Source organism: Thioalkalivibrio sp. ALJ7, assembly GCF_000376865.1.
GTDB lineage: Bacteria > Pseudomonadota > Gammaproteobacteria > Ectothiorhodospirales > Ectothiorhodospiraceae > Thioalkalivibrio.
In genome coordinates, this window is the sequence record NZ_AQXQ01000007.1 from 106,091 (window position 1) to 119,287 (window position 13,197).

The following is a 13,197-nucleotide window of genomic DNA, read 5'->3' on the forward strand; positions in this document are numbered from 1 at the left end:
ACGTCAGATCTTGCTCTTCTGATAACGCTTGTAGCTGGCAACAATCTCCGCCTTGGCTTCCTCGGCGCCAACCCAGCCTTCTACTTTGACCCACTTGCCCTTCTCCAGCTCCTTGTAGCGCTCGAAGAAGTGCTTGATGGACTCCAGCAATTCCTTCGGCACGTCTTCCGGGCCCTTGAATCGCTCGGACTGCGAACACAGCTTACTCACCGGCACCGCGAGGATCTTCGCATCCACCCCGGCCTCGTCGGTCATTTTCAGCATACCGATCGGGCGCGAACGCACGACCGAACCCGGCAGCAGCGGCACCGGGGTGATCACCAAAACGTCCACCGGGTCGTTGTCTTCCGACTCCGTGTTCGGGATGAATCCGTAGTTACACGGGTAGAACATCGCGACCGCCATAAAGCGATCGACCACCAGAGCCCCGCTGTCCTTGTCCATCTCGTATTTGACGGGCTGGCCCTGGGTGGGGATCTCGATCACCACGTTGATGTCGTGGGGGAGATCCTTGCCGGCTTCGATCTGGTTGAGGTCCATGCTTGAGTACTTTCCGATTGCTTTGAAGAGCGGGCGATTATACAGGGGACCACGCCCGCAATGGCACCCATCATCAGGCAACCTAAGGAAACTCTGATAAATGCGTGCGGTTGCGGCGCATCGGCCCCAGGCGGTATAAGACCGCGCTCGGGAAACGGTTTGCACAGGGAGCCATCCGCGGTCTCCCTGGCGCGCGACAAACCGTTCACCAGGGCCATTCACCGCGCCGCTCGATACCCGGCTTGTGCTGCGGGTCGGCGGCACACCGGGCAGCAGGAGTCAGTCATGCGTATCGTCCTGATGGGCGCCCCGGGTTCCGGCAAAGGCACCCAGGCCAAGAAGATGGTCGCCACCTTCGGCATTCCCCAGATCTCCACCGGGGATCTGCTCCGCGCCGCGATCGCCGCCGAGACCAAACTGGGTCTCAAGGTCAAAAGCGCGATGGATGCCGGCCAGCTGGTCCCGGACGACCTGGTCCTGGGGATGATCCGCGAACGCCTGCAGGAACCCGACGCACAACAGGGTTTCATCCTCGACGGATTTCCGCGCAATGTTGCGCAGGCCGAGGCGCTGGACGCCATGCTCGCCGATATCGAATCGCCCCTGGACCGCGCGATCCAGATCGACGTCCCGTTCGACGAGCTCAAGCAACGCCTGACCGGCCGCGTCTCCTGCGGGGATTGCGGCGCCGTGTTCAACACACACACCTTCCCGCCCCAGAAAGAAGGTGTGTGCGATCTCTGTGGCGGCGCCCTGATCCATCGCGCGGATGACAATGAAGAGACCGTCGTCAACCGCCTCAAGGTGTACGAAGAACAGACCCAGCCCCTGATCGAATACTACGATCGTCACGGCTTGCTCAACCATGTCAACGGCACACGCGACATCGAGCTGATCTTCGACGAGATCCGCCAACTGCTGTCCTGAACGCGGAATGAGCCACCGGCCTGCCCGCTCCGCGCCACTCCATCGCCCTCGCAGACGGAAGATCGCTGCGAGCCTGGGCGTAGTGGCGGCTAGCCTGATGCCATTGGCCGCCCCCGCCATCGAGCGGCCCGCGGGCTGCGAATTCGCCCCCGGGGTGGAGTGGCCGGAACTGCGCACCCTCGAAAGTGAACTCACCGAGATCGACGCCGACTATGTTCGCCGTGATGGCGAGCGCCTATCGGCCTCGGGCAATGTCCAGCTATTTGAGACCGGGCGGCGTCTGGACGCCGACTTCCTCGAATACGATCGAGCCTCTGGCACGGCCCGCACTGAAGGCGACACTCGCCTGTTCGATGGCGACCTGCTGCTGCACACCCAGGGCGGGGAATACCGCCTGGACGCTGAAACCGGCGAATTCCGCCAGATTGACTTCCTGGTGCAGTCCGTTCCCGCTCGCGGCAGCGCCGCGCGCGGAGTTCAGCACACCTCGAACCGTCATGATTTCGAGGATGCCGAATACACTACCTGTCCAGTCGGCAACGACGCCTGGTGGTTGCGTACGGGCAATCTGGAACTGGATCGCGAGAGTGGCGTGGGCGTAGCCCGCAACGCCACCATCCACTTCAAGGGTGTGCCCATCGCCTACACCCCTTACATCAACTTCCCACTGGACGACCGGCGCAAGAGTGGGTTCCTGCTGCCCAGCGCCGGCACCAGCAGCCGGACCGGAGTGGATGTCAGCACGCCCTGGTACTGGAATATCGCGCCCAACTACGACGCCACCTTCACCCCGCGCGTCATGTCCGATCGCGGGGTCATGCTGGGCACCGAGTTTCGCTACCTGCAACCGCGACACGAAGGCATCGCAGACGTCCGCTACCTACCGAGTGATCGCGAGTTCGGTGATGATCGGCACTACATCCAGTGGGATCATCGCACCCGCATCACCTCGAACCTCAACTTTCGCCTCGATGTGGCCGATGCATCCGACGGCGACTATTTCCGCGATTTCGGCGGCGCCGACCGCTATTCCGGCAGCACTCCGTATCTGCGTCGGCGCGCGGATCTGACCTGGAACCAACCCGCCTATCGCCTGCGCACCCGGATCGAGGACTACCAGATCATCGATCCTGACCTGAGCGCCAGTGGCGAGCCGTATCAACGCCTGCCGCAAGTCACACTGGAAGCCGGCGAGTACCTCGGTCACGGCCTGTCCTGGGACCTGGACACCGAACTCGTACGCTTTGACCTCGACGAGACCCGCTCGGATCGCCCGGTGGGCACCCGCGTGGATATCAATCCAGAGGTTTCCTGGCGTTACGATTCCGGCGGCTTCTTCTTCTCGCCCAGCGCTGGCGTGCGCCATACACATTACGATCTCGACCGTCGCGGCCTGGATACCGGCCCGGAATCGATCAGTCGCACAGTGCCGCGTGCCTCCATCGACACCGGGTTGATCTTCGAACGTCCGATCGCCGACGGCCGCCGCCTGCAAACCCTGGAGCCGCGCATCTTCTACGGCTACGTGCCCTACCGGGATCAGGACAACATCCCGATCTTTGATACCGGCGAGGCCGACTTCAGCTTTGACAACCTGTTCAGTCTGGACCGCTTTGTCGGCGCCGACCGCGTGGGTGATACCCACCAGGTCACCACCGCCCTGACCACGCGCATCTTCGACCAGCAGACAGGCCGGGAACGCCTGAGCCTCTCCGCCGGACAGATCCATTACCTCGCCGACCGCGAAGTGCGTCGCGCCCCCGATGCCCCGGCCCTGGATGCCTCCACCTCCGACCTGGCACTGGAAGGCCGAGTCCGCATCGGCGACGCCTGGGACGGACGCGGCTCGATCCTCTACAACGTCGACCGCGACGAAACGACCCTGGCAGCCGTTTCGGTCGGCTACAGCCCCCATGACAGGGCGCGGATCAATGTGGGTTATCGCCAACGCGAGGCGGGCGCACGCTCCATCGACCAGACCGATGTCTCGGTGATGTGGCCGGTGACCGAGCGCATCGACGCCATCGGACGCTGGAACTACAGCCTGCAAGAGGAACGCGATCTCGAACTTCTGGCCGGGCTTCAGTATCGTAGTTGCTGCTATGGTATCCGCGTGGTTGCGCGCCGCGCGTATTCCTTCGACGAGACCTACGACAATTCGATCTATTTCCAACTCACGCTGGACGGCCTGGCACGGTTCGATTCCGGCGTGGATTCGCTATTACGCGAGGGTATTGCCGGATATGACGCACGCTACTAACTGCCGCCGCGGGGCCCGCGCCCTGCTGCCGCTTCTGGCCGCCCTGGTCTACGGGTTCGGGCTCCCGGCCCTGGCCCAGACCCCCGGTCCAGCCGCCGGCGAGCTCTCGCAGGGCGCGGTGGAGGCCCCGGTGACGCCGGGGGCCGCCACCGAGGGCGGCGCGCCGGCCGCCCCGATCACGCCCGAGGGCGATCGCTTCACCGACCGCATCCTGGCCGTGGTCGGCGACGACGTGATCACCCAGCGCGAGTTGGTGGAGCGCATGAATCTGGTCGCCCAGCAGATGATCGAACGCGGCAACCGTCCGCCGGACCAGGACACGCTGGCGCGCCAGGTCATGGAACGTCTCATTGTCGAGCGCGTGCAACTGCAGGAGGCCGACCGGGTCGGCATCAACATCGATGAGATGACCCTGAACCGGGCGATGGAAAACATCGCCCGCGAGAATCGCATGAACCTCCCGCAACTGCGCCAGGCCCTGATGCAGGATGGCGTCGACTTCAACGCCTTCCGCGAACAGATCCGCCACGAGTTGACCGTCAACCAACTTCAGCGGCGGCAGGTCGACCAGCGCATTCGCGTCTCCGACCAGGAGATCGCCGACCTGATTGCCTCGGAAAGCGGCGCCATTGACCGCGGCGTGCGCTACCGCATTGCACAGATCATGGTCGCACTGCCCCAGGGGGCCGATGCTCGCCAGATCGCCGAGGCCCGCGAAAAGGCCACCGCGATCCGCGAGCGGGTGCGTGAAGGTGAAGATTTCGCCACCGTGGCGATTAGCGAGTCGGAAGGGCCACAAGCCCTGGAAGGTGGCGACCTGGGCTGGCGTTCGGCGGGCGAAATTCCGACCGTGTTCGCCCGCGAGGCGGTACTGATGCGCACCGGCGAAGTCAGCGACGTTCTACGTTCACCCAGCGGCTTCCACATCATGAAGCTGCTGGACCGCGAAGGCGGCGACCAGACCCGCGTACAACAGACGCGCGTACGCCACATCCTGATCAGCCCGGACCAGGTCCGCAGCGAACAGGACGCCCAACGCCAGGCGCAGTCGCTGTACAACCGTATCCGCGAAGGGGCGAGCTTCGAAGACCTGGCGCGCGCCAACTCGGATGACCCCGGTTCGGCCGCTCAAGGCGGCGCCCTCGGCTGGGTCAGCCCGGGCGAGCTGGTACCCGGCTTCGAAGAGGCTATGGACGCATTGGAACCTGGCGTGGTCAGCGAACCGGTGGAGAGCCAGTTCGGCTGGCACATCATCGAGGTCCTGGAACGCCGCGAGGTCGATACCTCGAGAGAACAGATCCGGGCCCGTGCCCGAGAAATCCTGCAAAATCGCAAGCGCGACGAAGAGCTCGAGCTGTGGCTGCGCCGCCTGCGGGACGAGGCCTATGTCGAATACCGGGTCGACGGCTTCGAATCCTGATCGACGCAGGGCTCACCCGGTCCCTCGCCTGGCCCTGACCGCGGGCGATCCGGCCGGGATCGGCCCCGATCTGCTGATTGCCATGGCCCGGAAACCGGGGCAGGCCCAGCGTGTTGCGATCGCGGACCCAAGCGTCCTCGCGGCCCGCTCCCGGCAGCTCGGCGAACCCCTGCATCTGGTCTACTTCGACCCCAATCGCCCGCGTCAGGCCACCCCGGCCCACACCCTGGAGATTCTGCCAATCCCGGCCGCCGCACCCGTCGTCCCCGGCAGCCTGGAGCCGGCCAACGCCGAACATGTGCTGGCCCTACTCGCCACCGCCGCTGATGGCTGCCTCGATGGCACCTTCGAGGCGATGGTCACCGGGCCCGTGCACAAGGGGGTGATCAATCGCGCCGGCTTCGCCTTCAGCGGCCATACCGAATGGCTCGCCGAGCGGGCGGACGCCCCCATGCCGGTCATGATGCTGGCGACCGAGCACCTGCGGGTCGCGCTGGTGACCACCCACCTCTCGTTGCGCGCTGTTCCCGATGCCATCACGGTCGAACGTCTTGAGACCGTGACCCGCGTCCTGCACCACGACCTTCGGCGTGACTTCGGGATCGAGGACCCCGTCATCTCGGTCTGTGGGCTGAATCCACATGCCGGTGAAGACGGCGTTCTCGGACGCGAGGAAATCGAGATCATCACCCCCACGCTCGACCGCCTACGGGATGCCGGCATGCGCCTGCGCGGCCCGCTGCCGGCCGATACCGCGTTCACTCCGCGCGCCCTGGAAGGGGTCGATGCCGTGCTCGCCATGTATCACGACCAAGGCCTGCCGGTGCTCAAACATGCCGGCTTCGGTAGCGCAATCAATGTAACCCTGGGCCTGCCCTTCATCCGCACCTCGGTCGACCATGGAACGGCCCTGGACCTGGCCGGCACCGGACGTGCCGAGGTCGGCAGTTTCCTGGCCGCCGAACGCCTGGCCGAAACCCTCGCGGCGCGCGCCGCCGCTTGTCGGAGCTCCCTCAGGGCATGACCCAAATCAAGACCGCGTCGCCAATCCGCAAGCGTTTCGGCCAGAACTTTCTCCACGACTCGAGCATCCTCGAACGCATCGTGTCCGCCATCGACCCGCAACCGGGGGACGCGGTGTTGGAGATCGGGCCAGGCCGCGGCGCATTGACGGCCGCTCTACTGCAACGCCTGGAACGTTTGGTTGCCGTGGAGATCGACCGCGACCTGGCCGCGGGGCTGCGCGCCGGGTTTTCACCCGAACAGCTGGAGTTGCACGTGGGCGACGCCCTGGATATGCAGCTGGCGGACCTCGGTGCACTACCCGAACGCGGCTGGCGCGTAGTCGGCAACCTGCCTTACAACATCTCCACCCCATTGATGTTCCATCTGCTGGGGCAGGTTGGCGCTATCCACGACATGCATTTCCTGCTGCAACGCGAAGTCGTGGAACGCATGACCGCAACCCCTGGCAGCAAGCGCTATGGGCGCCTGACCGTCATGCTGGCGGCCCGTGCCAAGGCCCAGGCACTGTTCACGGTGCCCCCTGGGGCCTTCCACCCCCCACCAAAGGTCTATTCCAGCGTCGTGCGCATTACGCCTCTGGCCGAACCACGTGTCTCTGAAGCCCTCTACCCCACCTTCGCACGCGTGGTGAATCAAGCGTTCTCCAACCGCCGCAAGACCTTGCGGCGCGGGCTCTCGGGACTGGCGGAGATCGCCGACCTCGAGGCAGCCGGACTGGACCCAGGTGAACGCCCCGAGAACATCGACATCACGGGCTTCGAGGCCCTCGCCCGACGCATCGACCACACAGAGGCCTGAGCCGCCCGGCGCCGCGATCCGTTACCATGACTTTATGGATCTGATCGTTGCCGATGTTGGCGGGACCAACACTCGCGTCGCCCGCGCCCGCCACGATGCGGGCGGCTGGGCTTTGCACGACGCGCAACGCTACCCGAGCCGGGAATACCCCGACCTGGCCAGCATCCTCGAACGCTGGCGCAGTGAACAATCCTCCGTGGATCGCTTTTCCGGGGCGGGCCTCGCCGTCGCCGGCCCCGTGCGACAGGGTCGGACACGCGTCACCAACCTGGCCTGGCCACCACTGGAGACGACCCACCTGAGCGAACGACTCGGCGTACCGGTCACGCTACTGAACGACTTCGCAGCCATTGGCTCCAGCCTGGACGCCCTGCAACCCGAGGACTACGAGATACTGCAGAAGGCCCCTCAGGATCCCGCCGGCTTGCGCCTGGTCGCGGGTGCTGGCACCGGACTCGGGACCTGTCTGGTGGGCCCAGCCGGCGCGGCCACCATCTATCCCGGCGAGGGCGGGCACGCCCGATTTTCGCCCTGCGGCACAGAAGAGTCCGCACTGGCGGACTTCGTCAGCCGCGAGACCGGATACTGCACACGGGAACATCTTCTCAGTGGTCGGGGAATCGCTCGTATTGGCCATTTCGAACTCGAACGTCAACCGGATCCAGACCTGCAACAAGCCTTGGCCACAGCGGACCCAGCCGCCGCTATTGCTCAGCTGGCCCACGCCGAGCATCCGGCAGCCAAGGCCGTGATCGATCGCTTCGTGAGTGTGTACGCCGGTCAACTGGCCGACATGGCCCTGACCGCACTCCCCACCGGCGGCGTATTTCTGGCCGGTGGCATCGCCCCGCGCTGGGTCGAAACCTTCCGCGAACCACGCTTTCGCAGCGCGTTTCGTAATCGCCCACCAATGACCCACCTGCTTGAGCAATTGCCCGTGGCCCTTATCATGCACCCTGAACCGGGCCTGCTTGGCGCTGCTGTTTGCGCCAGTCGGTCCGTGAAACCCTGATGCCGGATTGGCCCCGTGCGCAGGCGTTTCCCGCTCACGAACCTGGAGCCGCAACCGCATGAACCAGCCCCAAGAGCACGACCCCGAGGCCCACACCATCGAGATCGAGGTCTCGACGGCCTACGTGGAAGACCAATCCGAACCCGATGACGACCGCTACGTCTTCGCCTACCACGTGGTGATCCGTAACGCGGGCGCCCTGACCGTGCAGCTGATCAATCGTCACTGGATTATCCGTGACGGTCGCGACCAGACCCAGGAGGTCCGTGGCGAGGGGGTGGTCGGTGAACAGCCCAGCATCGAACCCGGGGACAGCTTCGAATACACCAGTGGCACCGTGATCGAGACCCCGGTCGGAACGATGGAGGGCTCCTACGGCATGCGCGACGAACGCGGCAACAGCTTCGACGCACCCATCCCGCCGTTCACCCTCTCCGTCCCGCGCACCCTTCACTAGAGGGACAAGCAAAGATGGCGCTCTACGCCGTCGGCGACCTCCAAGGTTGCCTGGATCCTCTGGACCGCCTACTGGAACAGGTCCACTTCGATCCTGCCAACGATCATCTGTGGCTAGTGGGCGACCTAGTCAACCGTGGGCCGGATTCACTCGGCTGCCTGCGCCGGGTCCGCGCGCTAGGCGCTGCCGCGACCGCGGTACTGGGTAACCATGACCTGCACCTACTGGCGACCGCCGCGGGCGTCCGCGAGTCCGGCGGCAAGGACACCCTGCGCCCGGTACTGGATGCCCCGGACGCTGGCGACCTGCTGGACTGGCTGGCGCAGCGCCCTCTGCTGCATTCCGACCCGGCCACCGGATGGACGATGGTGCATGCCGGCATCCCGCCAGCATGGGACCTGGAGGCAGCGCAAGCCGAGGCACGACAGGTCGAGACCGAGCTGAGCGAGCCAAAGCGCCGTCACGCCTTCCTGGAAGTAATGTTTGGCAACGAGCCAGCGCAATGGCATCCCGATCTCGCCGGCTACGACCGCCTGCGCTACACCGTCAACGCCCTAACGCGCATGCGCTATCTCACCGCCAATGGAGCCCTGGAGTTCACTGGAAACGGTCCACCCGAAGAGGCCTCGCCGGACCTGACCCCCTGGTTCCGCATGCCCGACCGCGCGGCGGCCGGCCAGGCAATCGTGTTCGGTCACTGGGCCGCGCTTGGGCACCGGGTCGGGCCGGACTGGTTGGCACTCGACAGTGGCTGCGTCTGGGGCAATTGCATGACACTTGCGCGCCTCGACGAGGCCGAAGGCAATCCCGCGCACGTGACGACATGGCAGGCTCCCTGTCCTCGCTAACCCGGCACCGGCACCGCCATCCCCACGCCTGCCCGCGCCGCACCACCACCTTCGTCACCTGACGATTGCGATCGCTTCGTCCAGCCGCCTGCCAAAATTGGCTGGACGAAGCGATCGGAAACGTCGAAGCGAGGCCCACCGCTCACTCGGCGGCTTTCAGCGCCTGTACGCGGTCGAGCTGCTGCAGGCGCCGCCAGGCGAGGAAGGCGGTCAGACTGGCCGCGACCAGGATACCGAGGGCGGCGAAGCCGTAGGCCTGCGGCGTGATCACCAGCGGCACGCGGAACAGGTCCATCGCAAAGGCCTGGTTCAGCAGCCAGGCGAAGCCCGTGCCGGTCAGCCAGGCGACCGGGATCGCGGCCAGGGTCAGCACCGCGATCTCGCCGAGCAGGATCCAGCTGACCTGGCCGCGCGAGTAGCCCAGCACCTCCAGCGTGGCCAGGTCGCGGGCGCGCTCGGCATAGGTGATGCGTGCGTTGTTGTAGGTCACGGCAAAGGCGATGGACACGGCCAGCGCGACGAACACCATCGCGAACACGATGACGGTCTCGCCGATGTATTGGCGGATGTTGCGCTCGGCCTCGGCGATCAGTCCGACGCTGGCGACCCGCGGGCGGTCGGACAGGCTGCGGAACAGCGCATCCTCCTGTGCGCGGTCGGTCAGCAGCCAGGCGCCGGAGACCGCCGGACCCTCGCCGATCAGGCGGTTCAGCGCCGGGCGATACATATAGGCGCCGACACCGATCGGCTCCTCCACCACACCGGCCAGCGGCACCGTGACCGTGCGGCGGCGCCCTTCCAGGATCTCCACCTCCACCGGGTCGCCCACGCGCAGCCCGAGCTGTTCGGCCAGGTAGTCGGTCAGCAGGATGCCCTCGTCGGGCAGTCGGCCGCGCCCGCCGCCCATCGGCAGTTGCCGCAGGCGCGGCTCGGCATCCAGGCCCAGCAGGCGCACACGCTCCTCGCGGTTCACGCCGATCAGCCGCACCGGTACCGCGCGGAAGGTCTCCACCGCCAGCACGCCTGGTTCGTGGCGCAGCTCGCCGGCCGCGCGCGCCGGCACCGGGTCGGTGAACTGCAGGTCGATGTCCATCTGCAGCACCTGCCCGTACTGGGTGTCCAACATCTGGGTCACCGCGTTCAGTTGGTAGGCGCCCATCAGCAGCAGACCGCCGGACAGGCCGATGCCGATCACCGACAGCACGGACTTGAGCCGGTGGCGCGCGAGGTTGCGCAGGATGATCCGGGTCGGCTGGTCAAACGCGCCCCAGGCCGCCGAGCGCTCCAGCCAGCCGCGGTGAAAGCGCTCCGGGGCCGGCGGACGCATGGCCTCGGCCGGCTGCATGCGCACCGCCTGCCAGACCGCGCGGAAGGTGCCGAGCATGGCCGCGCCCATGGCCACGCCCACGGCCAGCACCATCACCCAGCCCTGCAGACGAAAGCTCATCTCGGGGAAGCGGAAGTACTCCGCGTAGATCCCGGCCAGGCCCTGCGCGGCCCAGGCCCCGAATGCGAGCCCCAGCGCGCAGCCCACCAGCACGATGCCGCCGGTCAGCAGGGCATAGTGCCCGGCGATCGCGCCGTTGCCGTAGCCGAAGGCCTTGAGCACGGCGATCGGCTCGCGCTGGGAGCGGATGATGCGGCCGACGACGACGTTCAGCAGGAAGGCCGCAACGGCCAGGAAGATGGTCGGCAGGATCGCTGCCTGCGCCCGCAACTGGGTCAGCTCCTCGGACAGAAAGCGATGCGAGAACTGGTCGTCGCGACCATAGGCCCCCACGCCGCCGTAGCGCGCCAGTTCCCGGTCCATCGCCTCGATCACGGGTGCCGGGTCCGCACCCGCCTCCAGGCTCACGGCCACCGAGTTGAATGCCCCCTCCATCCCGTAGGCGGCGGCCAGCGCGCGGCGGTTCATCCACAGGATGCCGTAGCGCTCGTAGTCCGGCAGCAGATCGGTGGGGCTGATCTGATAGACAAACTCCGGCGACAGCGCGATGCCACTGATCTGCAGATCGGTCAGGCGCCCGTCGATGATCGCGCGCAGGGAGTCGCCGGCCCGCAGCTCGTGGGCCTCCGCGAAGGCCTCGCTGACGACCGCCTCGCGCTCGCGCCCGGCCTCCGGCAGCCGCCCCTCGCGCAGGTAGAGCCGGTTCAGCAGTGGCTCGCCGCCGTCCGGTATCGAGAGCACGGTGCCGCGGATCGGGTCGTCAAAATCGGCGACCTCCAGGCGCACCGGCGCCTGCACCCGGGTCTCGATCTGGTTGATCCCCGGCGTATCGCGAAAGCGTTCCACCGCGCTCTCCGGCGCGCGCTTGATCTCCGCGAACACGTCGGCGAACTGGTATTCCGAGTAGAAGCGGTCCTTGGTGATCGTCAGGGCGTCGAGGCTGGTGACCGCGATCACCAGCGTCATCACGCCGCTGGCGATCACCAGCGCGATCGCGGCCGCCTGCCCCTTCAGGTGGCCGAGATCACGCAGGATCTTGCGGTTCAGCGCGCGCATGGTCGGCCGCTGTCGCTACCAGTGCAGCTCGGCCGGCGACTGGCGCGTGGCGTTCTCGTGGATCTCGCTCACACGCCCGTCGCTCAGTTGAATGACCCGATCCGCCATCTCGCCGATCACCGCGTTGTGGGTAATGATCGCCACCGTCGTGTCCAGGCGCTCGTTGATGTGCTGCAGGACCTCCAGCACGCGGATGCCGGTCTTCGAATCCAGCGCACCGGTCGGCTCGTCGCACAACAGCACCGCCGGCTGCTTGGCGATGGCGCGGGCAATCGCCACGCGCTGCTGCTCGCCGCCGGAGAGCTGCGAGGGGAAGTGGTCCATGCGGTCCGCCAGCCCGACCAGCGCCAGCGCCTCCTCCGGTGGCATCGGGTCGCGCGAGATCTCGGTGACGATCGCCACGTTCTCGCGCGCGGTCAGGCTCGCGATCAGGTTGTAGAACTGGAACACGAAGCCGACATGGTCACGGCGAAAGGCCGTCAGCGTGCGCTCGGAGGCCTGCGCCATGTCCTGGTCGCGATAACGCACCTCACCCTCGGTCGCGGTGTCCAGCCCGCCCATGATGTTCAACAGCGTCGACTTGCCGGAGCCCGAGGCCCCCAGCATCACCACCAGCTCGCCGGTGTAGAGCTCCAGGTCCACCCCGCGCAGGGCGTGGATGGTCACCTCGCCCATGCGGTAGACCTTGGTTACCCCCGCCGCGCGGAAGATCACCTCCCGCGTGGGCACAGGAGCCGGGGACGCGCTCATACGGGGGCGGCTACCAGGTGCGTGGTCGGCGGCGTCGCGCCCCCCGGCTCGGGCGCGCTTGGCAGGATGCCGCCCTCACCGTCCAGGCTCATGGACCACAGGCTCAGCAGCAACAGCAGGATGATCAGGATCGGTATCAAGATGCGCGGTTTCATCGGACGGGCCCTCGCTCGCGGCAATACCTCCATGCTGCCACAAAGCCTCCGGCACGGCCTCGCCCCGGCCGGGCCAACGTCGGGGTCGCGCCCGGAGATCGCCACGTCGCCTTCGGCTCCTCGCGATGACGTTGCTTTTGCCCCCGTCATTGCGAGGAGCGCAGCGACGAAGCAGCCTCCGAAAGCTGGCAGGGCATCCACGATTCACCTTCGGGGACAGCGTCGGGAAATGACTCGCTTCGCTCTCCCTGCGGGCCGGCCTGCGGCCGTTCAACCCTCTGCGCGCTTTTGTGCCACGGCCCCTGAAGGGGCCTCGCAATGGCAGGACAGCAAGCAACGTCATTGCGATGAGCCGAAGGCGACGTGGCAATCGGCCAAGGCTGTCTGCACGCAGGAACAAGCGGCTTCGGATGGAGATCGCCACATCGCTTCGCGACTCGCGATGACGGGGGGTACGAACGACGTCGCGCGAACCCCCGATTTGTTGTTTTGCGCCCAAAT

General features: G+C 66.4%; 12 protein-coding genes. 8 read left to right on the plus strand and 4 right to left on the minus strand.

Translation table 11 applies throughout. The features are described 5' to 3' along the window. Positions 1-3: 3 nt before the first annotated feature. Positions 4-540, minus strand: a complete 537-nt coding sequence (ppa, locus tag D002_RS0102580; protein ID WP_018140346.1) for an inorganic diphosphatase — start codon at positions 538-540, stop codon at positions 4-6. Between the two features lie 285 nt (positions 541-825). Here ppa and D002_RS0102585 point away from each other — a divergent pair, with 285 nt between their 5' ends. The 8 genes from D002_RS0102585 to D002_RS0102620 are packed head-to-tail and all read left to right on the plus strand — an operon-like array spanning position 826 to position 9,288. Beyond that, complete coding sequence (locus D002_RS0102585; protein ID WP_018140347.1) at positions 826-1,467, plus strand: adenylate kinase; 642 nt, start codon at positions 826-828, stop codon at positions 1,465-1,467. Positions 1,468-1,474: 7 nt separating this feature from the next. Further along, positions 1,475-3,727 (plus strand): LPS-assembly protein LptD, encoded by a 2,253-nt coding sequence (locus D002_RS0102590; RefSeq protein WP_026181465.1) that lies wholly within the window; start codon positions 1,475-1,477, stop codon positions 3,725-3,727. Further along, positions 3,711-5,147 carry a peptidylprolyl isomerase gene (locus D002_RS0102595; protein ID WP_018140349.1) on the plus strand — a complete coding sequence of 479 codons (1,437 nt, stop codon included), beginning with the start codon at positions 3,711-3,713 and terminating at the stop codon, positions 5,145-5,147. Before D002_RS0102590 ends, D002_RS0102595 begins: the two co-directional genes overlap by 17 nt. Then, entirely contained in the window at positions 5,113-6,171 is a 1,059-nt protein-coding gene (gene pdxA, locus D002_RS0102600; protein WP_018140350.1) for a 4-hydroxythreonine-4-phosphate dehydrogenase PdxA, read from the plus strand. The genes D002_RS0102595 and pdxA overlap by 35 nt, the downstream gene beginning before the upstream one ends. After that, a complete protein-coding gene (rsmA, locus tag D002_RS0102605; protein WP_018140351.1) occupies positions 6,168-6,971 on the plus strand; it encodes a 16S rRNA (adenine(1518)-N(6)/adenine(1519)-N(6))-dimethyltransferase RsmA in 804 nt (267 codons plus the stop codon). The genes pdxA and rsmA overlap by 4 nt, the downstream gene beginning before the upstream one ends. A gap of 34 nt (positions 6,972-7,005) precedes the next feature. Next, positions 7,006-7,983: an ROK family protein gene (locus D002_RS0102610; RefSeq protein ID WP_018140352.1), complete on the plus strand. Its 978-nt coding sequence runs from the start codon at positions 7,006-7,008 to the stop codon at positions 7,981-7,983. A 58-nt stretch (positions 7,984-8,041) separates the two neighbouring features. Next, a complete protein-coding gene (gene apaG, locus D002_RS0102615; RefSeq protein WP_018140353.1) occupies positions 8,042-8,440 on the plus strand; it encodes a Co2+/Mg2+ efflux protein ApaG in 399 nt (132 codons plus the stop codon). A 14-nt stretch (positions 8,441-8,454) separates the two neighbouring features. Next, positions 8,455-9,288 carry a symmetrical bis(5'-nucleosyl)-tetraphosphatase gene (locus D002_RS0102620; protein WP_018140354.1) on the plus strand — a complete coding sequence of 278 codons (834 nt, stop codon included), beginning with the start codon at positions 8,455-8,457 and terminating at the stop codon, positions 9,286-9,288. A gap of 142 nt (positions 9,289-9,430) precedes the next feature. Here the strand turns inward: D002_RS0102620 and D002_RS0102625 are convergent, their stop codons facing one another. From D002_RS0102625 to D002_RS13765, 3 genes are read right to left on the minus strand one after another with little or no spacing between them, the layout of a single operon-like run. After that, entirely contained in the window at positions 9,431-11,791 is a 2,361-nt protein-coding gene (locus D002_RS0102625) for an ABC transporter permease (RefSeq protein ID WP_018140355.1), read from the minus strand. A 15-nt stretch (positions 11,792-11,806) separates the two neighbouring features. Continuing rightward, on the minus strand, positions 11,807-12,541 hold the full coding sequence (locus D002_RS0102630; protein ID WP_026181466.1) for an ABC transporter ATP-binding protein: 735 nt from the start codon (positions 12,539-12,541) through the stop codon (positions 11,807-11,809). Beyond that, positions 12,538-12,696, minus strand: coding sequence for a hypothetical protein (locus tag D002_RS13765; RefSeq protein WP_018140357.1), 159 nt, complete (start codon positions 12,694-12,696; stop codon positions 12,538-12,540). The genes D002_RS0102630 and D002_RS13765 overlap by 4 nt, the downstream gene beginning before the upstream one ends. Positions 12,697-13,197: the final 501 nt, after the last annotated feature.

Bases quoted from the DNA above. Each gene is read 5' to 3' on its own strand.
- ppa (WP_018140346.1), bottom strand. From the start codon at position 540: ATGGACCTCAACCAGATCGAAGCCGGCAAGGATCTCCCCCACGACATC.
- D002_RS0102585 (WP_018140347.1), top strand. From the start codon at position 826: ATGCGTATCGTCCTGATGGGCGCCCCGGGTTCCGGCAAAGGCACCCAG.
- D002_RS0102590 (WP_026181465.1), top strand. From the start codon at position 1,475: ATGAGCCACCGGCCTGCCCGCTCCGCGCCACTCCATCGCCCTCGCAGA.
- D002_RS0102595 (WP_018140349.1), top strand. From the start codon at position 3,711: ATGACGCACGCTACTAACTGCCGCCGCGGGGCCCGCGCCCTGCTGCCG.
- pdxA (WP_018140350.1), top strand. From the start codon at position 5,113: ATGTCGAATACCGGGTCGACGGCTTCGAATCCTGATCGACGCAGGGCT.
- rsmA (WP_018140351.1), top strand. From the start codon at position 6,168: ATGACCCAAATCAAGACCGCGTCGCCAATCCGCAAGCGTTTCGGCCAG.
- D002_RS0102610 (WP_018140352.1), top strand. From the start codon at position 7,006: ATGGATCTGATCGTTGCCGATGTTGGCGGGACCAACACTCGCGTCGCC.
- apaG (WP_018140353.1), top strand. From the start codon at position 8,042: ATGAACCAGCCCCAAGAGCACGACCCCGAGGCCCACACCATCGAGATC.
- D002_RS0102620 (WP_018140354.1), top strand. From the start codon at position 8,455: ATGGCGCTCTACGCCGTCGGCGACCTCCAAGGTTGCCTGGATCCTCTG.
- D002_RS0102625 (WP_018140355.1), bottom strand. From the start codon at position 11,791: ATGCGCGCGCTGAACCGCAAGATCCTGCGTGATCTCGGCCACCTGAAG.
- D002_RS0102630 (WP_026181466.1), bottom strand. From the start codon at position 12,541: ATGAGCGCGTCCCCGGCTCCTGTGCCCACGCGGGAGGTGATCTTCCGC.
- D002_RS13765 (WP_018140357.1), bottom strand. From the start codon at position 12,696: ATGAAACCGCGCATCTTGATACCGATCCTGATCATCCTGCTGTTGCTG.